This is a genomic window from Bacillus sp. JJ634, assembly GCF_036962285.1.
Lineage (GTDB): Bacteria > Bacillota > Bacilli > Bacillales > DSM-1321 > Peribacillus > Peribacillus asahii_A.
Genome location: NZ_JBALMU010000110.1, coordinates 24,975 through 48,810 on the forward strand (window position 1 = coordinate 24,975; position 23,836 = coordinate 48,810).

At 38.0% G+C, this 23,836-nt stretch carries 30 protein-coding genes and 1 pseudogene; 22 read left to right on the forward strand and 9 right to left on the reverse strand.

The features are described 5' to 3' along the window. Positions 1–21: 21 nt before the first annotated feature. The 10 genes from rpsM (at position 22) to rpsI (ending at position 7,097) form a co-directional block, all read left to right on the forward strand. Positions 22–387 carry a 30S ribosomal protein S13 gene (rpsM, locus tag V7068_RS16125; RefSeq protein ID WP_127758676.1) on the forward strand — a complete coding sequence of 122 codons (366 nt, stop codon included), beginning with the start codon at positions 22–24 and terminating at the stop codon, positions 385–387. Between the two features lie 22 nt (positions 388–409). Next, complete coding sequence (rpsK, locus tag V7068_RS16130; protein ID WP_028390438.1) at positions 410–799, forward strand: 30S ribosomal protein S11; 390 nt, start codon at positions 410–412, stop codon at positions 797–799. A 179-nt stretch (positions 800–978) separates the two neighbouring features. Further along, positions 979–1,923, forward strand: coding sequence for a DNA-directed RNA polymerase subunit alpha (locus tag V7068_RS16135; protein WP_119118230.1), 945 nt, complete (start codon positions 979–981; stop codon positions 1,921–1,923). Between the two features lie 50 nt (positions 1,924–1,973). Next, positions 1,974–2,336, forward strand: a complete 363-nt coding sequence (gene rplQ, locus V7068_RS16140; RefSeq protein WP_127758677.1) for a 50S ribosomal protein L17 — start codon at positions 1,974–1,976, stop codon at positions 2,334–2,336. Between the two features lie 456 nt (positions 2,337–2,792). Then, positions 2,793–3,632 (forward strand): energy-coupling factor ABC transporter ATP-binding protein, encoded by an 840-nt coding sequence (locus tag V7068_RS16145; RefSeq protein ID WP_499713645.1) that lies wholly within the window; start codon positions 2,793–2,795, stop codon positions 3,630–3,632. Next, entirely contained in the window at positions 3,608–4,474 is an 867-nt protein-coding gene (locus V7068_RS16150) for an energy-coupling factor ABC transporter ATP-binding protein (RefSeq protein WP_499713646.1), read from the forward strand. The genes V7068_RS16145 and V7068_RS16150 overlap by 25 nt, the downstream gene beginning before the upstream one ends. Further along, positions 4,474–5,271 carry an energy-coupling factor transporter transmembrane component T family protein gene (locus V7068_RS16155; protein ID WP_499713647.1) on the forward strand — a complete coding sequence of 266 codons (798 nt, stop codon included), beginning with the start codon at positions 4,474–4,476 and terminating at the stop codon, positions 5,269–5,271. Before V7068_RS16150 ends, V7068_RS16155 begins: the two co-directional genes overlap by 1 nt. Positions 5,272–5,283: 12 nt before the next feature. Continuing rightward, entirely contained in the window at positions 5,284–6,030 is a 747-nt protein-coding gene (truA, locus tag V7068_RS16160) for a tRNA pseudouridine(38-40) synthase TruA (RefSeq protein WP_499713648.1), read from the forward strand. A 216-nt stretch (positions 6,031–6,246) separates the two neighbouring features. Further along, on the forward strand, positions 6,247–6,684 hold the full coding sequence (gene rplM, locus V7068_RS16165) for a 50S ribosomal protein L13 (RefSeq protein ID WP_252292558.1): 438 nt from the start codon (positions 6,247–6,249) through the stop codon (positions 6,682–6,684). Positions 6,685–6,704: 20 nt separating this feature from the next. Then, positions 6,705–7,097, forward strand: coding sequence for a 30S ribosomal protein S9 (rpsI, locus tag V7068_RS16170; RefSeq protein WP_119118237.1), 393 nt, complete (start codon positions 6,705–6,707; stop codon positions 7,095–7,097). 291 nt (positions 7,098–7,388) lie between these two features. Here rpsI and V7068_RS16175 read toward each other — a convergent pair whose 3' ends face one another. Together V7068_RS16175 and V7068_RS16180 are read right to left on the reverse strand one after the other, a co-directional pair. Then, positions 7,389–7,586, reverse strand: coding sequence for a hypothetical protein (locus tag V7068_RS16175; RefSeq protein WP_499713649.1), 198 nt, complete (start codon positions 7,584–7,586; stop codon positions 7,389–7,391). 9 nt (positions 7,587–7,595) lie between these two features. Beyond that, positions 7,596–7,685, reverse strand: a pseudogene (locus V7068_RS16180) (hypothetical protein); the annotation flags it as partial. A gap of 474 nt (positions 7,686–8,159) precedes the next feature. On the opposite strand from V7068_RS16180, the gene V7068_RS16185 reads away from it, so the two are divergent. The 5 genes from V7068_RS16185 to V7068_RS16205 all read left to right on the forward strand — a co-directional run bounded on the left by V7068_RS16185 (position 8,160) and on the right by V7068_RS16205 (position 11,819). Further along, positions 8,160–8,360, forward strand: coding sequence for a sugar phosphate nucleotidyltransferase (locus tag V7068_RS16185; protein ID WP_499713650.1), 201 nt, complete (start codon positions 8,160–8,162; stop codon positions 8,358–8,360). A 435-nt stretch (positions 8,361–8,795) separates the two neighbouring features. Further along, complete coding sequence (locus V7068_RS16190) at positions 8,796–9,734, forward strand: phosphotransferase (RefSeq protein WP_499713651.1); 939 nt, start codon at positions 8,796–8,798, stop codon at positions 9,732–9,734. After that, the gene (locus V7068_RS16195; RefSeq protein ID WP_499713652.1) at positions 9,731–10,801 is read left to right on the forward strand and encodes a glycosyltransferase; all 1,071 of its coding nucleotides are present in this window, start codon (positions 9,731–9,733) and stop codon (positions 10,799–10,801) included. The genes V7068_RS16190 and V7068_RS16195 overlap by 4 nt, the downstream gene beginning before the upstream one ends. Before the next feature lie 171 nt (positions 10,802–10,972). Beyond that, positions 10,973–11,425 carry an NUDIX hydrolase gene (locus V7068_RS16200; protein WP_499713653.1) on the forward strand — a complete coding sequence of 151 codons (453 nt, stop codon included), beginning with the start codon at positions 10,973–10,975 and terminating at the stop codon, positions 11,423–11,425. A 58-nt stretch (positions 11,426–11,483) separates the two neighbouring features. After that, entirely contained in the window at positions 11,484–11,819 is a 336-nt protein-coding gene (locus V7068_RS16205; RefSeq protein ID WP_499713654.1) for a GDP-mannose 4,6-dehydratase, read from the forward strand. Positions 11,820–11,944: 125 nt separating this feature from the next. On the opposite strand, the gene V7068_RS16210 is transcribed toward V7068_RS16205, so the two are convergent. Genes V7068_RS16210 through V7068_RS16230 form a run of 5 tightly spaced genes read right to left on the reverse strand, consistent with a single transcriptional unit; the run spans position 11,945 to position 16,618 of the window. Further along, a complete protein-coding gene (locus V7068_RS16210) occupies positions 11,945–12,082 on the reverse strand; it encodes a hypothetical protein (protein ID WP_375351120.1) in 138 nt (45 codons plus the stop codon). Positions 12,083–12,108: 26 nt separating this feature from the next. Further along, positions 12,109–12,318, reverse strand: a complete 210-nt coding sequence (locus V7068_RS16215) for a heavy-metal-associated domain-containing protein (protein ID WP_499713655.1) — start codon at positions 12,316–12,318, stop codon at positions 12,109–12,111. A gap of 16 nt (positions 12,319–12,334) precedes the next feature. Further along, positions 12,335–12,832 carry a helical membrane plugin domain-containing protein gene (locus V7068_RS16220; RefSeq protein ID WP_499713656.1) on the reverse strand — a complete coding sequence of 166 codons (498 nt, stop codon included), beginning with the start codon at positions 12,830–12,832 and terminating at the stop codon, positions 12,335–12,337. After that, entirely contained in the window at positions 12,807–15,788 is a 2,982-nt protein-coding gene (gene fdhF, locus V7068_RS16225) for a formate dehydrogenase subunit alpha (RefSeq protein WP_499713657.1), read from the reverse strand. The genes V7068_RS16220 and fdhF overlap by 26 nt, the downstream gene beginning before the upstream one ends. 35 nt (positions 15,789–15,823) lie before the next feature. Continuing rightward, a complete protein-coding gene (locus tag V7068_RS16230; protein WP_499713658.1) occupies positions 15,824–16,618 on the reverse strand; it encodes a formate/nitrite transporter family protein in 795 nt (264 codons plus the stop codon). Positions 16,619–16,724: 106 nt separating this feature from the next. Between V7068_RS16230 and V7068_RS16235 the strand changes: the two genes are divergently transcribed. The 5 genes from V7068_RS16235 (at position 16,725) to salA (ending at position 20,868) form a co-directional block, all read left to right on the forward strand. After that, the gene (locus V7068_RS16235; RefSeq protein ID WP_252288281.1) at positions 16,725–16,943 is read left to right on the forward strand and encodes a PCI domain-containing protein; all 219 of its coding nucleotides are present in this window, start codon (positions 16,725–16,727) and stop codon (positions 16,941–16,943) included. 736 nt (positions 16,944–17,679) lie between these two features. After that, entirely contained in the window at positions 17,680–18,243 is a 564-nt protein-coding gene (locus V7068_RS16240; RefSeq protein WP_499713659.1) for a hypothetical protein, read from the forward strand. A 239-nt stretch (positions 18,244–18,482) separates the two neighbouring features. After that, on the forward strand, positions 18,483–18,908 hold the full coding sequence (locus tag V7068_RS16245; RefSeq protein ID WP_252292562.1) for a DUF2521 family protein: 426 nt from the start codon (positions 18,483–18,485) through the stop codon (positions 18,906–18,908). 72 nt (positions 18,909–18,980) lie between these two features. Next, on the forward strand, positions 18,981–19,703 hold the full coding sequence (gene cwlD / locus V7068_RS16250; RefSeq protein WP_127758686.1) for an N-acetylmuramoyl-L-alanine amidase CwlD: 723 nt from the start codon (positions 18,981–18,983) through the stop codon (positions 19,701–19,703). Between the two features lie 112 nt (positions 19,704–19,815). Continuing rightward, entirely contained in the window at positions 19,816–20,868 is a 1,053-nt protein-coding gene (gene salA / locus V7068_RS16255) for an iron-sulfur carrier protein/transcriptional regulator SalA (RefSeq protein WP_499713660.1), read from the forward strand. 103 nt (positions 20,869–20,971) lie between these two features. Here the strand turns inward: salA and gerD are convergent, their stop codons facing one another. Beyond that, positions 20,972–21,586 (reverse strand): spore germination lipoprotein GerD, encoded by a 615-nt coding sequence (gene gerD / locus V7068_RS16260; protein ID WP_499713661.1) that lies wholly within the window; start codon positions 21,584–21,586, stop codon positions 20,972–20,974. Between the two features lie 139 nt (positions 21,587–21,725). Here gerD and V7068_RS16265 point away from each other — a divergent pair, with 139 nt between their 5' ends. Next, the gene (locus V7068_RS16265) at positions 21,726–22,397 is read left to right on the forward strand and encodes a KinB-signaling pathway activation protein (RefSeq protein ID WP_499713662.1); all 672 of its coding nucleotides are present in this window, start codon (positions 21,726–21,728) and stop codon (positions 22,395–22,397) included. Between the two features lie 68 nt (positions 22,398–22,465). Here the strand turns inward: V7068_RS16265 and pdaB are convergent, their stop codons facing one another. Beyond that, complete coding sequence (gene pdaB, locus V7068_RS16270; protein WP_499713663.1) at positions 22,466–23,221, reverse strand: polysaccharide deacetylase family sporulation protein PdaB; 756 nt, start codon at positions 23,219–23,221, stop codon at positions 22,466–22,468. A 136-nt stretch (positions 23,222–23,357) separates the two neighbouring features. Here pdaB and V7068_RS16275 point away from each other — a divergent pair, with 136 nt between their 5' ends. Continuing rightward, complete coding sequence (locus tag V7068_RS16275) at positions 23,358–23,600, forward strand: hypothetical protein (RefSeq protein WP_499713664.1); 243 nt, start codon at positions 23,358–23,360, stop codon at positions 23,598–23,600. Positions 23,601–23,836: the final 236 nt, after the last annotated feature.

The window sequence follows — 23,836 nt, forward strand, 5'->3', positions numbered from 1 at the left end:
TAGAAGGAGGTGCACTCAAGCATGGCACGTATTGCTGGAGTAGATATTCCCCGTGACAAACGTATTGTTATCTCATTAACATATATTTATGGTATTGGTAAACAAACTGCGATCAAAGTTCTTGCAGAAGCAGGTGTTTCTGAAGATACTCGCGTTCGTGACTTAACAGAAGACGAATTAAACAAAATTCGTGACATCATTGACAAGTTAAAAGTAGAAGGCGATCTTCGTCGTGAAATCTCTCTTAACATCAAGCGTCTAATGGAAATCGGCGCGTACCGTGGTCTTCGCCACCGTCGTGGACTTCCTGTTCGTGGACAAAACACTAAAAATAATGCTCGTACGCGTAAAGGACCTCGTCGTACAGTAGCTAACAAGAAAAAATAATTAGAAAAGGAGGTTACTTTTCATGGCACGTAAAACTAATACACGTAAACGTCGTGTGAAAAAGAATATAGAAACTGGTATTGCACATATTCGCTCTACTTTTAACAACACTATCGTTACGATTACAGATTCTCATGGTAACGCTATTTCTTGGTCAAGTGCAGGAGCTTTAGGATTCCGTGGTTCACGTAAATCTACTCCATTCGCTGCACAAATGGCTGCTGAAACAGCTGCTAAAACATCAATCGAACATGGTATGAAAACTCTAGAGGTTACTGTTAAAGGACCTGGTGCTGGACGTGAAGCTGCTATTCGTGCACTTCAAGCTGCTGGTCTAGAAGTAACAGCTATCAAAGACGTAACTCCAGTTCCACATAACGGATGCCGTCCACCAAAACGTCGCCGTGTTTAATCTTTCTGTATAGATTTTGTATTCCTGTCTATAATGGGATATAATACTAGGTTTGCGTTCTTACAGAATTATTAATTTTTCAGTTGTTGCGCACAGCGGGAACGTATACATGGGGAATTTCGGTTATAGTGATTAATCCCACTAGCCGGGGTTTTGACGTTTTGAAGGAGGGTTTATTAATGATCGAAATAGAAAAACCAAAAATCGAAACGGTTGAAATCAACGACGATACCAAATACGGTAAATTCGTCGTAGAGCCACTAGAGCGCGGGTATGGTACAACTTTGGGTAACTCCTTACGTCGTATTCTATTATCCTCACTCCCAGGTGCTGCTGTCACAGCTATACAAATTGATGGAGTTTTGCATGAGTTCTCAACAATTGAAGGCGTCGTAGAAGATGTGACTTCTATCATTCTAAATGTGAAAAAGCTTGCTCTAAAGATTTACTCCGATGAAGAAAAGACGCTTGAAATTGATGTTCAAGGTGAAGGTGTCATTACAGCGGCTGATATTACCCATGATAGTGATGTAGAAATTCTTAACCCGGATTTATATATCGCAACAATCGGTAAAAACGGTCATATGCGTATGCGCCTAACAGCGAAACGTGGTCGTGGTTATACTCCGGCTGTTCAAAATAAGAGAGAAGATCAACCAATTGGTGTAATTCCAATTGATTCAATCTACACTCCTGTTTCCCGTGTTTCTTATCAAGTAGAAAACACACGCGTTGGACAATTATCTAATTTTGATAAACTAACGTTGGATGTTTGGACAGATGGCAGTACAGGACCTCAGGAAGCGATTGCCCTTGGAGCAAAAATTTTAACGGAGCATTTAAATATCTTTGTTGGTTTGACAGACGAAGCACAAAATGCTGAAATTATGGTTGAAAAGGAAGAAGATCAAAAAGAAAAAGTTCTGGAGATGACAATCGAGGAATTAGATCTTTCTGTTCGTTCTTACAACTGTTTAAAACGTGCTGGAATCAATACCGTTCAAGAGCTTGCTCATAAAACGGAAGAAGATATGATGAAGGTTCGTAACTTGGGTCGTAAATCACTTGAAGAAGTGAAAGCGAAACTAGAAGAATTAGGTTTAGGTCTTCGTAAAGACGACTAATATCTATTACATGACATAATATAGAATTTCAACAAAGGAGGGAATCTCTAATGGGTTACAGAAAGTTAGGGCGCACTAGCGCACAACGTAAAGCATTACTTCGTGATTTAGCTACGGATCTTATCATCCATGAGCGCATTGAAACTACAGAAGCACGTGCAAAAGAATTACGTTCTGTTGTAGAAAAAATGATCACTCTTGGTAAACGTGGTGACTTACATGCACGTCGTCAAGCTTCAGCATTTATTCGTAATGAAGTAGCTGATGCTGAAAAAGGACAAGATGCTGTTCAAAAATTATTCGCAGACATCGCTCCACGTTATGAAGAACGCCAAGGTGGCTACACTCGTATTTTAAAAATGGGTCCACGCCGCGGTGACGGTGCACCAGTCGTGGTTATTGAATTAGTTTAATAACTTTCGATGAAAAAGGGCAGGACAGATGATGAATAAACTCACTTGTTCTTTGCCCTTTTTCTTTTTATATATGAAAATTTAAGTTCTTTTTGATTCATACTTGCGTTTAGGTTCCGTAAAGATCATGGGGATATTGTGTATTTTCTTTACGAGTTGAATGATGCAATGTTGCTTTATATATGAAATACGCATTGAGTGTTACGATGGCTGGTGTACCTGCTTTATAGGAGCCTTCTCGTCTAGCTCAAGTACCCCTTCCCACTTTAATCAATAAAGTGTATATAAGATTAATCTATTTGTCGAAATAGATTGTAAAACCAAGCTGCTCTTAATTTACCGAAAGATATTTCGGTGGAAGGGGTGCAGCGTTTTTTTATATTCAAAATTAATACTTTTTATTTGCAATTGGGTTGAGCTAAGTGTAGACGTAGTTTGAGGGGAAGGAGGGCCACAATGAGAAAGAAGCTGGTTTCCTTAGAGAATATTAAGTTCAAATATGAGGGACAAAAGAACTTTGCTTTAAATGATGTATCGTTTGATATATATGAGGGCGAATGGTTGGCGATTGTTGGTCATAACGGATCCGGAAAGTCAACATTAGCAAAATTATTAAACGGCCTTCAATTTGCACAGACTGGGACAATTACAGTGAATGATAAAGTGTTAGCAGAAGAAACAGTGTGGGATGTGCGTCGACAAATCGGCATGGTGTTTCAAAATCCTGATAATCAGTTTGTAGGTACCACTGTTCAAGATGATGTGGCTTTTGGTTTAGAAAATGTCGGTGTCCCCCAAGAAGTGATGGTGGAACGTGTACAAAACGCGTTATCGAAGGTGAAAATGAGTAAATTTCTCAATCAAGAGCCGCACCATCTTTCTGGCGGACAGAAGCAAAGAATCGCGATTGCAGGAGTGGTAGCACTGCAGCCAAATATTATTATTTTGGATGAAGCGACTTCGATGCTTGATCCAAGAGGACGTGAAGAAGTATTGGAGACAGTGAGGGAACTGATGCAGGAGAAGGCACTTACTGTTATTTCTATTACGCATGATCTAGAGGAAGCTGCGAAAGCGGATCGTATAATTGTCATGAATAAAGGACAATTATATCGAGAAGGCACGCCACGTGATATTTTTAAAATGGAAAAAGAGCTTATTGAGCTAGGCCTCGATATTCCGTTTTCTATTAAACTAAGCAAAGCTTTACAAAAGAATGGTGTAGCGATTGACTATGGGCATTTGACAGAGGAAGAGTTGGTGAAGGATTTATGCGAATTACACTCGAAGATGTAGAATATCGCTACCAAGCGAATACTCCGTTTGAGCATCTTGCTTTGTATGATGTGAATCTTTCTATTGATTCCGGCTCATATACGGCTATTATTGGACATACTGGTTCCGGAAAATCGACGCTTCTTCAGCATTTGAATGCGCTATTAAAGCCTACTAAAGGACGGATTATCATTGGAGATCGAACAATTGAAGCGGGGCGTAAAGAGAAGCAATTACGTTCGATTCGTCAAAAAGTAGGGATTGTGTTTCAATTTCCTGAGCATCAATTGTTTGATGAAACGGTGGAAAAGGATATTTGTTTTGGACCGATGAATTTTGGTGTGTCGGAAGCGGATGCCAAAGTACTTGCCCGAAAAGCGATTCAGCACGTAGGCTTAGCAGAGGATATTTTAGAGAAGTCACCGTTTGATTTATCAGGAGGACAAATGAGACGGGTGGCTATTGCAGGTGTGCTTGCGATGGAACCGGATGTACTCGTTTTAGATGAGCCAACGGCAGGGCTAGATCCGCGTGGTCGTAAAGAAATTATGGACATGTTTTATGATTTGCATAAAAAGCGAGGCATTTCGACGATACTTGTAACACATAGTATGGAAGATGCGGCGAGGTATGCCGATGAAATCGTGATTATGCATCAAGGGTCTGTCTTTAAAAAAGGCTCCCCGCAAGAAATTTTTTCAGATCCTGTGCAATTGCTTGAATTAGGCTTAGATGTACCTGATACGGTGCGCTTCCAATTGAAGCTGCAAAAAGAGCTTGGTGTTCGTTTTGATAAGCCTTGTTTAAATATTGATGATTTAGCGATTGAAATAGATAAAGCAATGAAAAGAGGGAACCGCTAATGCTGGATAAAATGATTTTTGGGCGTTATGTTCCAGCGAACTCTGTGATGCATAGAATGGACCCGCGTGCAAAGCTCTTGCTCGTTTTCTTTTTTGTATGTATCGTTTTTTTGGCTAATAATCTAGTAACATATAGCCTTCTTGGTTTAGTCACGCTAGGGATTATCTTACTCTCAAAAATTAAGATTCGTTTCTTAATTAATGGACTAAAGCCAGTTTTGTTGTTAATTATCTTTACGTTCTTTGTTCATATCTTGTTTACAAAGGAAGGCGAAGTGCTGTATCAACTAGGCTGGCTGGAAATTTACGAAGGCGGCTTGCGACAAGGGATATTTATCTCTTTGCGTTTTACATTTTTGATTTTGGTAACGTCTTTATTAACGTTAACGACTACTCCTATTTCGATTACAGATGGAATGGAGGAATTGTTAAATCCATTGAAAAAGTGGAAGGTACCTGTGCATGAGTTGGCGCTAATGATGTCCATCGCTCTCCGCTTTATTCCAACTTTGATGGAAGAAACGGATAAAATTATGAAAGCACAAATTGCTAGGGGAGTCGATTTTTCTTCTGGGCCGATTAAGAATCGTATTAAAGCGATTGTTCCCCTGTTAGTACCCTTGTTTGTTAGTGCCTTTAAGCGGGCAGAGGAATTGGCAACAGCGATGGAAGCACGCGGCTACCAAGGCGGAGAAGGGCGAACGAAATATCGCCAGCTTCACTGGGGTATGATAGATAGTTTGTGTATGGCCGGGCTTGTCATTTTAACGGGTGTATTAGTTCTATTACGTTCATAAGAGGGAAAAATAATGCCAAGATATAAATGTATTATTTCGTATGATGGTACAGCGTTTGCAGGCTATCAGGTGCAGCCGGAAAAACGAACGGTTCAAAGTGAGCTTGAGGCTGCACTTGGAAAAATGCATAAGGGTACGCATGTAAAAGTAACGGCATCGGGCAGAACAGATGCTGGGGTGCACGCCAAGGGACAGGTTATTCATTTTGACTCTACGAATGCTTTGCCTGCTGAAAACTGGCAGAAGGCGCTCAATGCCTTATTACCGGACGATATTGTCGTATTAGCGGTTGAGCAGGTCGCCGATGACTTTCATGCACGATTTAATCCAATCGGTAAGGAATACCGTTATAGGATTGAACGCAGTCCGCTGCGTGATCCATTTCAACGTCACTATGCGTATCATTATCCATATCCATTGGATTTGGAGGCAATGAGAGAAGCTGCTTCATATCTAATAGGCACACATGATTTTACGAGTTTTTGTGCCTCGAATACGAGTGTTGTCGATAAAGTTCGAACGATTCATGAGATTGAAGTGAAGGAGCAAGGCGATTCGCTGGTGTTTCGCTTTTTCGGCACGGGATTTTTATATAATATGGTTCGAATTCTTGTTGGCACATTGCTTGAGGTCGGAAGCGGCAAGAAGAAGGCGACTAATTTGCCGTATATTTTAGCCAAGTGTGATCGTCAGGCTGCTGGGAAGACAGCACCAGGTCATGGGCTATATTTATGGGAAGTATATTATCCCGAAAATTAATTTTTTTTACTAATTTTGATGATCTCTTCTAGAAATGGCTTCATAAAGGGATTTGTTATTCACCAAGACAACTAGCCCTGGTGTAACATTCGCTTGACAAGGCCTCTGGAAGAGTTTAATATAATATGGTATGTATTTTAATCCCGCGATAAGCCCCGGAAGTTTATTGTGATGAAGATAAATATTAAAAATTTAACTGTTTTTAGGAGGATAACCATGCGTACGACATTTATGGCGAAAGCTAACGAAGTGGAACGTAAATGGTATGTGATCGATGCTGAAGGTCAAACTTTAGGTCGTCTAGCTGCAGAAGTAGCTTCCATTCTACGTGGTAAACACAAACCAACATTTACACCAAACGTTGATACTGGTGATCATGTAATTTTAATCAATGTAGAAAAAATCGAATTGACTGGTAAAAAATTAACTGACAAAATTTATTACCGTCACAGTATGCACCCAGGCGGTCTTAAAACAAGAACTGCTCTTGAGATGCGTACAAACTACCCAGAGAAAATGCTTGAATTAGCAATCAAAGGTATGCTTCCAAAGAATTCTCTTGGTCGTCAACAATTCAAAAAATTACACGTATACGCTGGTCCAGAGCACAAACATGCTGCTCAACAACCAGAAGTATATGAATTACGCGGATAATTATTAAGGAGGTTACTATCTTGGCACAAGTTCAATATTATGGTACTGGTCGCCGTAAGAGCTCAGTTGCTCGTGTACGTTTAGTACCAGGCGAAGGTCGCATCGTAATCAACGGTCGTGACATTAATGAATACATCCCATTCGCAGCACTACGTTTAGTTGTTAACCAACCACTAGTTGCTACTGAAACTACTGGAAGCTACGACGTTCTTGTAAACGTTAGTGGTGGAGGATACACTGGTCAAGCTGGCGCAATCCGTCACGGTATCGCTCGTGCATTGCTTCAAGTAGATCCAGAATTCCGTCCAGCTCTTAAATCTGCTGGATTATTAACACGTGACCCACGTATGAAAGAACGTAAAAAATACGGTCTTAAAGGTGCACGTCGTGCTCCTCAGTTCTCAAAACGTTAATTTTACGTTTCAAGGCTCTCAACCAATTTGGTTGGGGGTCTTTTTTATGCCTGAAAAGTGCTTTTGACCACATCTGACCACCTATCATAGCTCAATGTATCTTTGAAATTTCTCTGCTGTTTGTTCTTTAATGTGGTCGGTGACGTGGGTATGACGTAAGCTATGTACCGTTATCCTATGCAGTTTGTGCTTGTTCATAACATTATTCAGCTTTTCATTTGGATAAGCTAAGCGGAGCGGAGAACCGTCGTTTCGTGTGACAACCATTTATTATCATCTGCTGTACTTATATTAGCTAAATTCGCTTCTATTTACTTTATACGCCGTTTTTTGAGCAAGGGTAGGATTTTTGGTATCTAAACTAATTAAACGTCTAGATTCCTTTGTTTTAGGAGTCTGGATAAGGAATTGCCCTTCTGTGTGAAAAAGCGTTTTTGCAAAGCGGATAGATCCAGCTTCAAAGTTGATATCATCCCATGTAAGGTCCAATACTTCACCTTTACGTGCTCCAGTGTAAATCAAAAGGTGAAATAAAATATGATCGCGGAATGACAGCTCTCGCTTTGTTATTGTAAGGAATTGTATTATCTCATCCTTCCTCCAGTAGTTCTGCTCAACCGCTTCATTTTCCTCTTGTAGTAATTCTTTTTGCTGCTTCGGTAATACTTATATGCTCCGTTGGATTTTTCGTTAAAATGTCCATTTTAACAGTGTATCTAAATACTTGATTTGCTTGAATTTTAATATCATTTACTGATGATATTTCCTCAAAGATTTCGTTAATCACTTTTTGGTAGTATTGTCTGGTTATTTTTATCATTGAAAGAGTTGGAAAGCAAGAGCATGTTAATACTCTTGAACTCATTCATGTAAAAGCAAAAATCGCGATGCAATACGATTTGCTTATTACAAATACAATAAAAATGATAATGAACGCTTGATTTTATGCCCACTAGATGTAACTGAAAGTGAGTAAATACAAAAATTCTTAAAAATAGGTTTACAAATAAACTATAGTACAAGAAAAAAAGAGCATCAGTGCATTTATTAAAATGAGGATTATTGCTCCATGAAAATAGCTTTACATTACTAGACGATTCCCACACTAAACAAAAAGTAGTAGAGGAGGTGTCTAGAGAGGATAAAAAAGCAATTATTCCTGCGGCTGGATATGGGACAAGGAGTTTACCGATTACAAAGGTTGTTCCAAAAGAATTATTCCCCATTGGTGTTAAGCCTGCCATTCATTATGTAATGGCGTAAGGAATTTATGAGATATTAATTGTTATTTCACGATTAAAAAATTTGATTGCAGACTATTTTGATTGGTCACTTGAACTTGAAGCATTTCTTGAAAAAACAAAAAATGCTTTATTAAAAAATCAAGACTCCCAATATTCATATCCAATATACTCGACAACCATATGCAAAAGAGGTTGGTGATGCTATCCTCTTAGGGGAAAAATTTGTTGGAAATGAACCATTTTCTATATTGTTTCCTGATAAAGTTATTTTTGGAAAAGAGACGGCTGAATCAGGTCAGTTGGTAAGAGTTTATGAAAAATATAAAAAAGTATACTCGGCCTATATGAAGTTGAAAAACATGTGATTAAAAGAATATTAGAAAAATGGAAAGGGTGAAATAATTTGAATCCCAAAAATAGGAAGGCCCCACTTGAAGTTCTTGGGGAGTATAATTTGTCAATAAAAGATGTTGTTTTTATTAGCGAACCAAAAGAAAATAAGGTCTGGGTCATACGTGATACGAAAAATGAGCGATGGCTTGTATTAAAATGCTTAAATATTAACAAGACTCTTTTTCCGATACTTCTTCATCATCAATTATCTGAAATTGGATTTGCTGTCCCAAAAGTATTTAAAACGACAAAGGGTCAAGTATATGTTCAAAAACAGAAAAGATTTTATTATGTATCCGAATACATCAATAATCTAGAAGAAATAAATGAACAGCAACGTGTTGAGGCATTAGCGGGGTTTCATTCATGTGCTAAATTTGCAGAACTTATGAACTTTAAAGAAAAAGTTCGTTTTCCAAGCAAGGAAAATTTTTTAAAAAGTTATACAAATAAACTTGATGAAATAAAAAAGTGGGCGTCTTCCGTTCGTTCTTCAAACTTAAAAGACATAATGAATGAGATAAATCAAACAGGAACGGATGTCTATCATCTTATACAAACTTATGATATAGAAGGATATCTTCAGCAAACATCTAAACGTTATAGCATTTGTCATGGGGACTTTAATACCCGCAATGCTTTCACAACGGAAAACAAAAACTTTCTTATTATTGATTTTGATCGAGCATACTTTGGTCCACCATTAGAAGACTTTCGTTTTCTCATGATGTCACAAACACGTAATGCCAAAAATGATCCTCTATCCAAGTTAAATCCTCTGTTTGAAAATTACTTTAAAGTTTGTTCTGAAGACCTACCATACAAAGATATTTATAAAACCGATTCAATGTTCCCACATGAATTTCACAAGCAAGTGAAACAGATTATAGACCAAGAAAAAATAAAAAAATTAGCTAATTATGAAGAAAAATTAGTTCAATTAGCAGAACGTGAAAAAAACAAATATGAATTTCTTATAAAAGGAAGTGGGTTGGCATGAAAACCATTGCTCATTTTGTTCGTGAAAACATTAAAACACATCAACGTTTTATATATAATCAAATTATAAAAATAGGTCAGTATCGCTCAATAGTAATTGGACCATTCGACCATACAAATCATGCTGAATTTCCCTTTGAAAATTACTATAATCTAAACAAAATTGACGATCTAAAAAGCTTCTTTGAAAAACAAAATGTCATAGCTATTCATGCTCATCACGGAAAACACGCAATAGATATACTGCCTGTATGTATTAAATATAATATCCCTTTGATTGTTAGTATTAGAGGACGTGATGGTTCTGCTAGACAAGCGATTTTCAAAAAACACGTTAAAAGATATTCATCATTATTGAAACACGGTGCACTCTATTTACCTGTTTGTCAACATCTTGCTGAAGGATTAAAAACGTTAGGATTTCCGCCTGAAAAAATACATGTGTTATATGGTGGAATCGAATTAGATCTTTTCCCCTATTCTCAACGTACTCTACCTAAAGAAGGCGAAATAAGAGTTTTATCTGTAGGGAGGCTAGTAGAGAAAAAGGGATTTGTTACCCTTATAAAAGCATTTAAACGAATTCATAAACAATACCCAAATGCTAGACTGCATATTATTGGGGCAGGTGAAGATGAGCAAAAAATCCAATCTTTCATTACAGAATGTAACCTTGAAAATGTTGTGTTTCTTAAAGGAGCAATGGATTCAAAACAAATTTCGAACGAATTAAGAGAAGCTCATATCTTTTGCCTTGCCAGTCAGACAGCTAAAAATGGGGATATAGAAGGCATTCCAAATGCTTTAAAAGAAGCGATGGCTAGCGGTCTACCTGTTGTTTCCACTCAACATGCAGGGATACCAGAATTGATTGAACACCAAATAACAGGATACCTTGCTCCTGAAAATAATGATATGGAGTTAGCGAAAGGTATACAATTCTTCTTAGAGCACCCAGAGGTTTGGAATGACTATACGCGAAGAGCACGGAAAGTCATTGAAAGAAATTTTGATGTCAATAAACAAATTATTGAGCAACAAAGATTATATTCTCTAATAGATAATTAAAGAATAAAAACCAAGTATAGAAAAAATAAGTATAAAAAAATAAGTCGGGGAAGTAAGGGGAAGTGAAACCCCTTATCTGCCTGAAATGTAAATCAGATTGGATTTTTATCTTAATAATATGTTAATTATATGACATGCAGTAGCCGTCATTATAATGGAAAGGAGGTTTGAATGGGCTATATTGAAGAATTACGCAAACTTGTGGGAAAAAGTCCAATCATTTTAACAGGTGCAAAAGTATTAGTATTTAATCCACTTGGACATATTTTATTACAATATCGAACAGATTTAAAAGTATGGGGATTACCAGGGGGACTAATGGAGCTAGGAGAATCATTAGAGGAAACTGCACGGCGTGAGGTACGGGAAGAGACAGGTTTAACTATTGGTCGATTACAGCTTCTAAAGATTCAGTCAGGAGTGGACTATTTTATTCACCTGCCAAATGGAGATCAATTCTATTCTGTTAACGCCTTTTATACAACAAAGGATATTATCGAAGGAACCTTAAAACCAGATGGTATAGAAGGAAGTGATGTTCAATTTTTTCCAATTGATCAGCTGCCAAAGGATATAAATACCCATACCAAAAAAGAAATATATAATTATATAAATTCTACATGACACACCCGACATGTGGGTCAAGAATGTATAATCTTATGAATTTTAAAATGAAAAGGATATGCAAAGTACCTCAAGAAAAGTATTTATCATCGGATGTACAGGCTTCATAGGTTTTCACCTGGCAAAGCATTCGTTAAACGCTGGGTTTAGAGTTCTGGGGATTGATAACCTAAATAACTACTACAATCAAAGCTTAAAGGAAGACCGTTTAAAAATCCTGACCAAATATCCGCATTTTACATTTATCAAAGGCTCAATGGAGAACCTTGAATTACTCGAAAGTCATTTTGCACAATTTGATCCTGATGCGGTGTTGCACCTTACAGCTCAAGCTGGTGTAAGATACAGTTTGATACACCCCGACACATATATCCAATCCACCCAACATATATAAGAGTATATTATCAAATTTTTATTAAACAGAAAGAAAGCCTGATAAATCAGGCTTTTAGTAAACTGTTTTATTCGGTTTCAATATCTCTTCATTCTCAGTTAGGAGATTGAATGTAAGAAGCGATATTATGAAAAGTTGTCGAATGTATGCCATTTCCGGTCTTCTCGACAACTTTCACAGACATGAAGGCTAACGGACTCCATTGCTATCTCTTCCTTATTCTCGATTTCTTCTTTTGAACCGCATACTTCACACATTTTCATAGCTGCTCCTCCTTATTAAGAAAACGTTAATGAGTGATGTCAAACCCTAAATCCTTAATGGCTTGTTCAAAATCTTGTTGTGAGGCCATCCTCTCGTCATATGTGAAGATGGCTTGTTTCTTAGAAAGTTTGATTTCAGCCTTACTTATTCCCCATACATCCTCGATAGCTTGAAGAACCTTATCGGCATCTTGCTGGTTAACCATGTTTTGAACTGTTACAATACTGGTTTCCAAGATAATCATCCTTCCTTTATGAATTGCCTTGCTTGTTCCGTAAAAGCGCTTCTCCCATTCCATCCATAAAATCAAACATCGTTGTCATAGCTATACGTAGCTCTGGACTTCCAAGTCTCTTTCTTAATTTCCAAAGACTTTGTTTTTCAGCGTCTTGTTCAGTGTTAGAAAGATTCTTGACCCCGTGGCCCAATCCATCTAGAAGAGTGTTCAGCTGTTCTGGCTGCAATGACCCTAAAAAGGAAAAAGCGCTCATTCCGTTTTTGATAACATTGTGCATAGAAGGCTGGTTAATTTGTTGAATAGCAATGGCCCCGATTTCTGTTCTCTGCTCAATCATAGAAGTGACAGCTTCCAAAACCTTCGTCTCATGCAGACCTTTTATGATGCTAATGGTTTGTAAAATGGCTTCTTTATTAGCGGCCAGTTCCTGAATGATTTCAGAAACCGCCTGTGATTGCTCGAATTCTTGATTGGGTACCTCTTTTTTAATTTGCGTGATTGCTTTCGCCATATTCGTCCCCCCTTAATTGAATGAGTTCTGGGATTGAAGTGAAATCTGAACGTCTCCATTTATCTTCTACTCTGACGCTTAGCTGTGGTACTCTATTTCCAAAGCGATGATTATGTCTCGGCAATGGAGATTCGCCTTTTGGTTCAATCACTTCCATTTTTACACCTGCTTCTTTATAGGCAGGAGTATGGGTGATTGTATCGTGATAACTGCTTGTCAGTCTGTTTACTGCTTCTGTATCTTCCCTCGTATTCATAGTCAAGTAAAGTTCGTTTCCTTTTACTCGATCTGTGACGATCACTCTTACTTGAACTTGTCCATATGGAGAAGTGAGTTCAACTAAAGCGCCATCTTCTAAGTTCCGTTCTTTTGCGAGTTCTAATGAAACCTCTAACCAAGGATGTGGAACCTTATGTGTTAAGCCTTCAGATCGATAGGTCATGTTTCCTTCATGGAAATGTTCTAATAAACGGCCGTTGTTTAAATGTAGATCAAATTCTTCTCCTGCTACAAATGGCGGCGTCCACTCAACAGGTACTAATCTTGCTTTGCCATCAGGTAGTGCGAAGCGGCTTTTATATAAAAGTGGAGTGCTTGTTCCATCTTTTAATACTGGCCAAACTTGACTATTCCATTCTTCCAAACGTTCATAGCTGACACCAGCAAACAATGGGGCAAGACTTGCTGCCTCAGCCATTATTTCGCTAGGGTGTTTATAATTCCAGTTGGCTCCAAGACGGTTGGCTACTTCCTGGAAGATTTCCCAGTCGGACTTTGAATCACCTAGCGGCTCAAAGACTTTATGAAAGCGCTGAATTCTTCGCTCGGTGTTAGTAAACGTTCCGTCTTTTTCAAGACTTGGTGCTGCAGGTAATACTACATCAGCAAACTGGGCTGTTTTGCTAAAGAAAACATCTTGTACAACAAAAAACTCTAATCGTTCAAATGCTGCATTAACATGATTGGAATTTGCATCAACAAGAGACATATCTTCACCAAATAAGTAAAGGGCTTTGAGTTTTCCTTTATCCATTCCCTCTACCATATGGTGATTATCCATACCTGGTTCTTCAGGAAGCTTCACACCCCAAGCCTTTTCATAACGCTCTCGTACTTCTTTATCTTGAACAGGTTCATAACCAGGCATCCAAGCTGGCATCGTTCCAAAATCACATGCTCCTTGTACATTGTTATGTCCTCTTAATGGATAGGCACCCGTACCAGTACGGCCATAGTTTCCTGTAATCAGGAGTAAATTAGAGATCGCTGTGCTTGTATCTGTAGCACCTTTATGCTGTGTGACACCCATTGCCCATAGAATGCAAGCGGATTTCGCTTCATGAATCATCGTAGCTAGTTTAATTAATTCATCCTCTGTTAATCCTGTTTTCTCTGCGGCGTAAGGTAACGTATATTTTTCAAGACTTGCAACGTATGAATCAAAACCGTTCACCCGATTTTTCAAAAATTCTTTATCTTCCCAGCCTTGATCAAGAATGTACTTCGTCACTGCAGAAAGCCAAATTAAATCCGTGCTTGGTTTTGGATGAACAAGGAAATCAGCTCTCTGCGCTAATTCATGCTCCCTTAAGTCTGCGACAATTAATTTCTGTCCATGCAATTTATGAGCACGTTTGATACGAGTAGCTAACACAGGGTGAGATTCTGCTGGGTTGGCCCCAACTACAATAATGAGCTCAGAGGCCATAAGATCTTCAATTGTTCCTGAGTCTCCGCCTAAACCAACTGTTCTCATTAGTCCAGTCGTGGCTGGAGATTGACAATATCTTGAACAATTATCCACGTTATTTGTTCCCATTACTGCCCGGGCAAATTTTTGGAATAAGTAATTTTCCTCGTTAGAGCATTTGGAAGACGCAATATATCCAATTGAATCAGAACCGTATGTTTCTTTAATAGTTCCTAGCTTCTCAGCTACTAGATTAAGCGCTTCTTCCCATGTTGATTCAACAAACTCATCTCCTTTTCTAATAAGAGGTTTTGTGAGGCGTTCTTCGCTATTGACGAAATCCCAGCCCCATTTTCCTTTTACGCAGGTGGAAACACCATTAACTGGGGCTTCAGCATGGGTTTGAATTTTTAAAATTTCACGGTCCTTTGTCCAAACCTCGAAGCTGCAGCCGACACCGCAATAGGTACAAACGGTTTTGGTGCGTTTGATTCTTGCTTTTCTCATAGCAGATTCTACTTCTGATACAGCAAAAATCTCTCTATAGCCTGGCTCTACTTCTTTTGTTAAATCAATCATCGGCGCTAAAATTTTAGGCGGAATATTGGTTAAATAGCCTGCGTTGCCTAACATTGACTTTTCCATGAGGGCATTACAAGGACATACGCTGACACAATGCCCGCATGATACGCAGGAGGATTGGTCAATCGGGACATCGTTATCCCAAATGACACGAGGGGCTTCTCTGCTCCAATCAATCGTTAGCGTTTCATTTACTTGTAAATCTTGACAAGCTTCAACACATCGGCCGCACAAAATACATTGATCTGGCTCATAGCGATAAAATGGATGAGAATTATCTGGAGGATAGGGCTTTGCTTTAAACGGATATTTTTGATGTTCCACTTCCATAAGTTCCACTGTATTATGGATCGTACAATTTCCGTTATTGTTATCACAAACTGTGCAGTATAGTTCATGATTTTTTAAGATACGGTCTATCGCTTCATGTTGTGCCTCCTGTACTAATGGTGAAAGGCTATCCACTACCATTCCATCTACTGCTTTTGTTGTACAAGAACGAACGAGTTCTCCATCAACATTTACATAACATGTATCACATGTTTGAATGGTCCCCAAGCTTGGGTGATAACAAATGCTTGGTATAAACACATCTTGTTCTTTAGCTACATCTAAAATAGACTGACCTGGTTTTACTTGGAGTGTTTTTCCGTTAATTTCTATTGAGAAAGTTGACTCTTCCAAGTTGTTGCCTCCTTTTTCAGCTATGTATCTACTGTTTAGGTTTTACTTAGCGTTTCATCTTTTAGATCATCGTTATAAGCTATCCAGTAGGCAAGGGATACAAAGATACTTCCTCCCACAGCATTTCCTAAAAAGACCGGAATAAAGTTTATTAGAAAGTCCATCCAGCTAAAGTGACCCGCAAATATAGCAGCTGGAATAATAAACATATTGGCTACTACGTGCTGAAATCCAATAGCGACAAATGCCATAATCGGAAACCAAATTGCTAGAATTTTTCCGCTCATTTCTTCCGAACCATAGGATAACCAGACAGCGAGACCTACTAACCAATTACAACCGATTGCTGAATAAAAGGATTGCCAAAATCCTTCGCTTAATTTCCCTTCGGCAAATGCAACGGTTTTAATGAGAAAAGGTCCTTCACTTATAAGACCTGCTAAGTGGCCAAAAACGTAAGCGATAAAAACAGCTCCTACAAAATTGCTAATGGTAATCCAAAACCAGTTATAAATGAGCTTACCTACTGATACTTTTCTTGCAATACATGCCATGGAGACTGCCATCATATTGCCTGTTAATAGCTCTCCTCCTGCTAACAGGATTAGAATGAGTCCTAGAGGGAACACTGCCGCACCTAAAAAAGAACCAAATGTTCCCCAGCTTTCCGGAAGATTAGCTGTTACACGAATATCTAAAAGATATCCTAGTGAAATAAACGCTCCCCCTAGAAATCCTAATATAAGCATATTTTTTAAAGGGAGATTTGCTTTTTTCGTTCCGGCTTCCATAGCTATTTTTGCTATATAGTTCGGTTTTAGAAATCCCACGTCTATACCTCCAATTTGGTACATGTATTAATATTTACCATGATGGGAAATTTATTAAAGACTCTGGAACTTTTTTGTCAAGCCGGAATAGAAAGGGGGCCTTATTTTGGAAAAGGAAAATTTATATCAGCATGTTCGATCTATGATCGTTTCATCGACGCATCAACCAAAATATATGTCTATTTCCCCTGTAAAAGTGGCCGATTTATTTGGTATTTCTACGGTTGAAGTTGAACATGCATTGCAGGAATTTGTAGAGGAAGGTCGTTTGAAAACTTCAAAACTAGAAGAGCCTCCAAACTGTGACATATATTTATTACCTTAACTAGTAAGGTAGGGTATATAAGGTTTGAGGGAATGTAATCGATGATTGAAGGACTGCCAAATTGGTAGTCCTTTTTGTGTTGGTGTAATACGTTGATGTTCCATTTTGTTACTAGTTATATAGAAATCAGGGGATGAGGAGTTCTTGATAAGAAACGTATAAAAGATATTTTAAATGTATGTTCAATAACGGGAATGAAAAACCTACGCTTGTATGACAAATTAATTGATTCACAAAGGAAGTGGGCATTTGGAAAAGTTTGAACAATTTAATAAAAGTTTTATAGATGGAGAATGGACAGAAAGGAAGACCGGTAGAACGATTGAAGATAGGGGTCCATATGATTGATCGCTTATTACAACGTTTAGTTTAGCAAGTTTAGATCAACTTCATAAAGCGTTTGAAACAGCAAAAGAAGCTCACAAGGAATGGGGGAAAACAAAGCCTGAAGAAAGACTTGAGATTTAAAAAAAAGCGGGTGGTCTTTCACGTTTTGTGGAGTCTTATTCACCTCACTGATAAAAATAGGTGGTACCAGCCTTATAGGTTGAGTACCACCTTATTTTATCTCATAGAATTTAATTATGTTAAAATGTATGAACGTTTCTTATGGGCATTCATACCTTATAGTGGGGAAAGGTGATTTAGGTTATCGATTTAGAACAAATAGTTTGTATTGCGATTGTAATTAAGAGGTGTGTTACCATTTCTTTTCGCTAAAGAAGGTGGTTAAACGTTGAGCGAGTGGAAACAAGAAGAATTCTTTGATGCCCTTCCTCCTCAGTTCGGTGATAAGCTCGACCTGTTTGGTGCAATGATTGTTTCATTGGGGAATATTATTACGGTTACTGGCATTATGTTAGGACTAGAAGGAGTAGAAGAAGTAGAAGAAGAGCTAGGTGAAGATGGAGAAATATTAAATCAAGGAGTCCAAAGAAGGTCCGCAGCTAATAGTAATTCAAGAACTAATAATACAAAAACTAACGGCAATTCAGGAACTACTGGCAATTCCGAATCAGAATTAGATCTTGCCTTTGCCTTTGCTTTAATAGGTGCGATACTTGTCACTATTGGGGATCTTATATCTGCCGCTGGGGTAGCGATTGAAATAGAACATGCTATATTTGAAGAAGAACGAGTCAAACAACAGCAAATTGAGCAAGACAAACTGATAAAAGATATGCAAAATGAAATCAATACATTGAAAAGAGAAATGAAATCATTGCTAAGAACAACCAGCGCTCTAGAAAAAGAGGTCGTGTTTTTACAGAGAGCCGTTTATGTAAGTTATTTAAAGTGATTGTACAGGGATTGAGAGAACTGGAATGGATAGAGGATAAAAAAAGGGAGAGGTTTAGCTTCTTTCCTTTTTATTTTGCCTATTGAAATAGCTATTCGAGCGATGGATGACATGTTGAATCCTTAACGAGAGAGGGGTGGGACGATTTTAGCTACTTTGCCAACTATTGATAAGCATGTGTCTGAAGCGGAAGTAAAAACTATTCTTATCCCGAATCTCGGGAAATGGGGGTGACAATTGTGAATGTAATTATGGATTTACAGGAGCGGCAGAGGGAGAAGCAGATTAAGTATGAGCGGAGAATCCTTCGAGAGCTATCGCTTGAACAGGTCAAAACGCGTTTTGTACAGTACTTTGATAAAGGCTACATAGATGTGGTGGAGGAAGGGTGCTTAGATATCGCCATAGAAGCCTTTTTACTGGGAGCGCATTATAGCAAATTTGGTTATTATGGAGAGTCTGAAGAAGAGGTAAGGGCACGATGCTTTCAAGAGGAGAAGTATTTGGTTGATACGTTGTTTCATTTTATTCGCTATTGGGGCAAGATTGGCTCAAATGAGAATTTTGAAGAAGGGCTCTATTATCGCTGTGAAGGATATGTAGAGGCCTGGTGGAAGGATGGATTTAAAACAGGGGAAAAGCGTCATAAAATGAAACTGCACTGAAGCTAGAATTTGTTCTAATTCCGTAGTTCGTCCCATATTTTTAATGTATAGGGGCAAATGGAAGGAGAGCAAATGACAAGGAAGCTAAAGTATGGAGGATTTGCGTTAGGTATAGTCATTCTTTTTCTAATTGTAACAGTGAAGTTTGTGGAAGATGATTCATGGAATGCTTGGAATTTACCCTTATCTGGAAAAGTTATCGTGCTAGATGCAGGTCATGGCGGTATGGACGGGGGAGCGAATATAGGCAATGTAATGGAAAAGGATATTGCCCTAAACGTAACGTTAAAACTACGAGATTATTTGCAAGAACAAGGTGCATTAGTCATTTTGACAAGGGAAGATGACTCGGATTTAGCAGCGAAAGACACGAAAGGGATTTATCTTCGTAAAAGTGAGGATTTACGCAAGCGAGTCGAGTTAATTAATGAATCGGAAGCGGACTTATTTCTCAGTATTCATTTAAATGCTTTCCCCTCAAAAAGCTCGAAAGGGGCACAAACTTTTTACACTAAGCGTTATGAAGAAAATGAACAGTTGGCAAAATTCATTCAGGCAGAAATTATTCGAAACTTGGAGAACACATCCCGTTATGCCAAAACGATTAATCGAGTATATTTAATGGACTACGCTAAGAAGCCAGGAGCACTTGTTGAGATTGGCTTTTTGTCAAATGCTGAAGAGAGGGAACGCTTAGTGAAAGAGGAGTATCAGGAGCAAATTGCAGCTTCGATTTATAAAGGAGTACTACGTTATTTAACTGAGGAAAAGATAACGGAAAAAGAAGAGCCTTAAGGTGCAAAAAGGCTCTTTTTCTTGTTTTGAGTTTTGGCAATTAAGTATTTATTCTGTAGTATGTTATACTACTATTGGTAAAAGAAAACAACTTACGAAGGGGTGCTCGAACTTGTTAACAGAAGAGAAAGTACTGGATATATTAAAGGGGTTAAACGACCCTTTTCTTCATAAAAGCTTAGTAGAAACAAATGGTGTATTAGAAATTAAAATAAAGCCTGAAAAAAATCATGTAAGTGTGAAGTTGGCTATTGCGAAAACAGGTACATCTGAGCAAATGCAATTACAAATGCAAGTGGTTGAGCTATTGAAAGAGGCTGGAGCAGCATCTGTAGGTATTCGATTCACTGAACTTTCTGAAGAAGAGCTAGCGAAACACCGTGAAAGTATGCCGGAAGAAGATCTTGGCTTATTATCTCCAAATAGTAAGACGAAATTTATTGCCATTGCGAGTGGAAAAGGCGGCGTTGGTAAATCAACTATTTCGGTGAACTTTGCGACAGCGTTAGCGCGTTTAGGGAAAAAAGTAGGGTTAGTCGATGCAGATATTTATGGGTTTAGTGTACCGGATATGATGGGTATTACAAAACGACCAGTTGTACGCGGGGAAAAAATTATTCCTGTGGAACGCTTTGGTGTACAAGTTATCTCTATGGGCTTCTTTGTAGAAGATAATGCTCCGATTATTTGGAGAGGACCGATGCTTGGAAAAATGCTAAATAGCTTCTTCCAAGAAGTAGAGTGGGATAATTTAGACTATTTAGTATTAGATTTACCGCCAGGCACAGGGGACGTTGCTCTAGATGTTCATACGATGCTTCCAGCTTGTAAAGAAATTATTGTCACAACTCCACACCCAACAGCTGCATTCGTTGCAGCGCGTGCAGGGGCCATGGCGATTAAAACGGAACATGAAGTAATTGGTGTTATTGAAAACATGTCGTTCTTTGAAAGTAAAGTGACAGGAGAGAGAGAATATGTTTTCGGAAAAGGCGGCGGAGAGAAACTAGCAGAAGAGCTTCGTACAGAAGTGCTGGGCCAGTTACCTCTACAGCAGCCTGATTGGAATGAAGAAGATTTTGCTCCATCGATTTATGCAGCGGATCATCGAATCGGAAAGATTTTTGAAGATATCGCAACGAAAGTTATTAATAAATTGAAATAAGGAACAGATGAGTTTTTACAGCGCAGTTAGACTTTTCTAAGTACAATAAAGAAGGGCTGTCCTAATAGTCACTAAATGACTTATAGGACAAGCCCTTTTTTTATTATGATCCTTCGCCGCCGCCTTCTTCGCCACCGCCGCCACCTTCTTCGCCGCCTTCTTCTTTTTTCTGTTTTTCGACGGCTTCTGTAGCAGCTTTCTTAATGGCTTCTTCAACTTTTGCTTTCACGAGCGGGCTTTCCCCTGTTTCAACAATGAGTTGTTTATAAATTTTCCGCATCTCATTTCCCTTGAGGATATTGGTGATTTCTTTTTGAATATCAGGTTCCTTCATCGTATCGGCTATCAATGTGCGATAGGCTGGATCCTTGGCAAGTTCTTTTAAGACTTTCTTATGTTCAGACCGTAAAGCTTTAGCATAAGCCTTTGTAAATTCATTATCTTCAAATGCTTTTTTCCAAAATTCTTTTCCTTTATCAGAAGTGAGAGTACTTTCAATCGTTGTTTTTACGGTGTCATCATTCATAATGAGTTCATTTTTCATGCTTTCGTCTTTGAGTACTTCCTGTAACGCCTTTTTTCCGTCATCCGTTTTTAAAATATCGACAACCATTTTCTTCGTTTCTTCATAGTCGACTTTTTCATTCGTACCTTCTTGATTACAGCCTGTACAAATGATGAAAAGCGAAATCAACAAAAAAGCGACTCCATTTTTCATCGGCAGTGCCCCTTTCAGTTTTCTTACTTTTAATATGATTAAATCAATCAATTTTATGCACAGTCGCCATTATATTAGATTTTCAGAAAATGAATTGATACAATTAAATAGAAAAAATAGTAAAAATTGGAGGTTTGTTATGAACAGTCGTAATGTAGTTCGCTTATTTATGACAACGTTGCTTGTTGGCGGTTTTACAGGTGCACTTGCTGGATTTATTGTTCGATGGAATGAATTTCAAAGCTATTTTACTTCTTTTCAAATAGTCTCCATTTTTTCGACCTTTATCTGGTTGTTTGGGGTCGGTTTAATTTTTAGTGTCATTAGTCAAGCGGGTTTCTTTGCTTATTTGACGATTCATCGATTTGGTCTGGGGATTTTTAAAAGTGTTTCCTTATGGAATGCGGTGCAGATTTTATTACTTCTCTTTGTATTAGGAGATTTTATTTATTTACGCTATACGAATTTTGAATCAGGTGAAGGAGTAGCTCCATACATATTATTAGCCCTATTTTTATTAGGAGCGGGCTTAATCGTTGCTTATTTCAAAATGAAACAAACGAATAAACAAGCCTTTATTCCAGCTTTATTCTTTATGGTGGTCGCAACGATTATTGAATGGACGCCTGTTTTGAAGGGGAATGATGAGGCTTGGCTCTATTTCATGCTATTTCCTTTATTATTTTGCAATGCGTATCAATTATTGATTTTAAATAGACTAATTAATCGTTCACAGCAGGAGTTGGCTAGTAAGCGAACCGTGGTAAAAGTAGATAAAAAAATGAAAAATGTAGTAAAGGGTCAAAGTTAGCAACAGACTTTGACCCTTTGTTTGATGTGTATTAACGGGAGGAAAACGTTCACTTCATGAGTCTCACGTCATTGAATTTCCTCACTTTGAGCGGAAGAGTTAGAAATCATTTCAGATACCGTGACAAGGGTTAAATTGCGCTGGCGCAGCTCATCCAAAATGATAGGAAGGGCTTTGTTCGTCTGTTTTGCAGCATCAGAAGCATGAAGAAGAATAATATCTCCTTTATGTGCTTTCTTCGTGACGTTTTTCACGATTTGGTCAACTCCAGGATTTGTCCAGTCTTTTGAGTCTACGCTCCAATGGACAACCGTTAATCCGAATCGCTCGCTAATTTTTAATAGGCGTTTATCAAAATGACCAGTAGGTGCACGAAGCAGTTCGATATTTTTGACATTCATTTTTGTAAATACTTCTTGTGCTTTAGAAATGTCACGTATAATTTCTTCGTCCTCTAAATCGGAGTAATCTTTATAATTGTAACCAAGCAATCCGATTTCATATCCTTCTTTTACAATTTGGGTTACTAAATCTGGATGACGTTCTGCCCATGACCCCGAGAGAAAAAAGGTAGCAGATTGAATATTTTCTTCTTTTAGGGTTTCAAGAATGGGTCCCGCCTTTTCATCCCCCCAACCGATATTAAAGGTAATTGCAATATTTTTTTCCCCTTTATATACCGCTTTTGGTCCATCTTCAGTAGAAAATACAGGAGTATGCAAGCTGTTTTGTAAAAAGAGAAATAAAGCTGAACATAAGGCCATAACTAGAATAAAAGAATATTGTTTGAGGTTCTTTGCATTTAATACAACAAAAAATTTCAATCGATATCACCTCGTCCCAAGCTCTTACTTCCAAGCTTATTCGTTGTTTCAAGAGATATGCACAAATTATCTTGCAGCTGGATTATAAAATCCTGACAAATAGGATAAGATGCTTTGATAAAGGTGAGGTGAGGGTATGATTGGATTAATGATAAATGAGATGGAACAAAAAGAATTAGAATATGTCATTAAAAGAGAGCTTGATGAAATTTTATTTGATTTACAAGATGACAGACTCGATTATTTAGTGAAGCGGGCAATGAATGAGCGATATAAAATCCTATTTAATTTATTTAAGCGATTTGCTTCAGAACATGAATGTCTGATATATACGAGAAGTACGCCAATGAATAAAAAGAAAGGTAATAAAGAAATATAATTTTTTAAAAAGAAACCATTGACGAATTATTTTCAGGCTGGTATATTATAAAAGTCGCTGTTACAGCAAAGTGCTTTTTAAGAAAAAAATTAAAAAGATATTGACACCGACGATTGGTTTTGGTAAGATGATAAAGTCGCTAAAAACGATATGATTGCTCTTTGAAAACTGAACAAAACAAAGCGCCAACGTTAATTTTTAAAGTGAACACACACTATAAAAAGTGCAACATGAGC

What these genes read in the sequence shown, in the direction of transcription:
- rpsM (WP_127758676.1), top strand. Translation starts at nt 22, where the DNA reads ATGGCACGTATTGCTGGAGTAGATATTCCCCGTGACAAACGTATTGTT.
- rpsK (WP_028390438.1), top strand. Translation starts at nt 410, where the DNA reads ATGGCACGTAAAACTAATACACGTAAACGTCGTGTGAAAAAGAATATA.
- V7068_RS16135 (WP_119118230.1), top strand. Translation starts at nt 979, where the DNA reads ATGATCGAAATAGAAAAACCAAAAATCGAAACGGTTGAAATCAACGAC.
- rplQ (WP_127758677.1), top strand. Translation starts at nt 1,974, where the DNA reads ATGGGTTACAGAAAGTTAGGGCGCACTAGCGCACAACGTAAAGCATTA.
- V7068_RS16145 (WP_499713645.1), top strand. Translation starts at nt 2,793, where the DNA reads ATGAGAAAGAAGCTGGTTTCCTTAGAGAATATTAAGTTCAAATATGAG.
- V7068_RS16150 (WP_499713646.1), top strand. Translation starts at nt 3,608, where the DNA reads ATGCGAATTACACTCGAAGATGTAGAATATCGCTACCAAGCGAATACT.
- V7068_RS16155 (WP_499713647.1), top strand. Translation starts at nt 4,474, where the DNA reads ATGCTGGATAAAATGATTTTTGGGCGTTATGTTCCAGCGAACTCTGTG.
- truA (WP_499713648.1), top strand. Translation starts at nt 5,284, where the DNA reads ATGCCAAGATATAAATGTATTATTTCGTATGATGGTACAGCGTTTGCA.
- rplM (WP_252292558.1), top strand. Translation starts at nt 6,247, where the DNA reads ATGCGTACGACATTTATGGCGAAAGCTAACGAAGTGGAACGTAAATGG.
- V7068_RS16195 (WP_499713652.1), top strand. Translation starts at nt 9,731, where the DNA reads ATGAAAACCATTGCTCATTTTGTTCGTGAAAACATTAAAACACATCAA.
- V7068_RS16200 (WP_499713653.1), top strand. Translation starts at nt 10,973, where the DNA reads ATGGGCTATATTGAAGAATTACGCAAACTTGTGGGAAAAAGTCCAATC.
- V7068_RS16205 (WP_499713654.1), top strand. Translation starts at nt 11,484, where the DNA reads ATGCAAAGTACCTCAAGAAAAGTATTTATCATCGGATGTACAGGCTTC.
- V7068_RS16210 (WP_375351120.1), bottom strand. Translation starts at nt 12,082, where the DNA reads ATGAAAATGTGTGAAGTATGCGGTTCAAAAGAAGAAATCGAGAATAAG.
- V7068_RS16220 (WP_499713656.1), bottom strand. Translation starts at nt 12,832, where the DNA reads ATGGCGAAAGCAATCACGCAAATTAAAAAAGAGGTACCCAATCAAGAA.
- cwlD (WP_127758686.1), top strand. Translation starts at nt 18,981, where the DNA reads ATGACAAGGAAGCTAAAGTATGGAGGATTTGCGTTAGGTATAGTCATT.
- gerD (WP_499713661.1), bottom strand. Translation starts at nt 21,586, where the DNA reads ATGAAAAATGGAGTCGCTTTTTTGTTGATTTCGCTTTTCATCATTTGT.
- V7068_RS16265 (WP_499713662.1), top strand. Translation starts at nt 21,726, where the DNA reads ATGAACAGTCGTAATGTAGTTCGCTTATTTATGACAACGTTGCTTGTT.
- V7068_RS16275 (WP_499713664.1), top strand. Translation starts at nt 23,358, where the DNA reads ATGATTGGATTAATGATAAATGAGATGGAACAAAAAGAATTAGAATAT.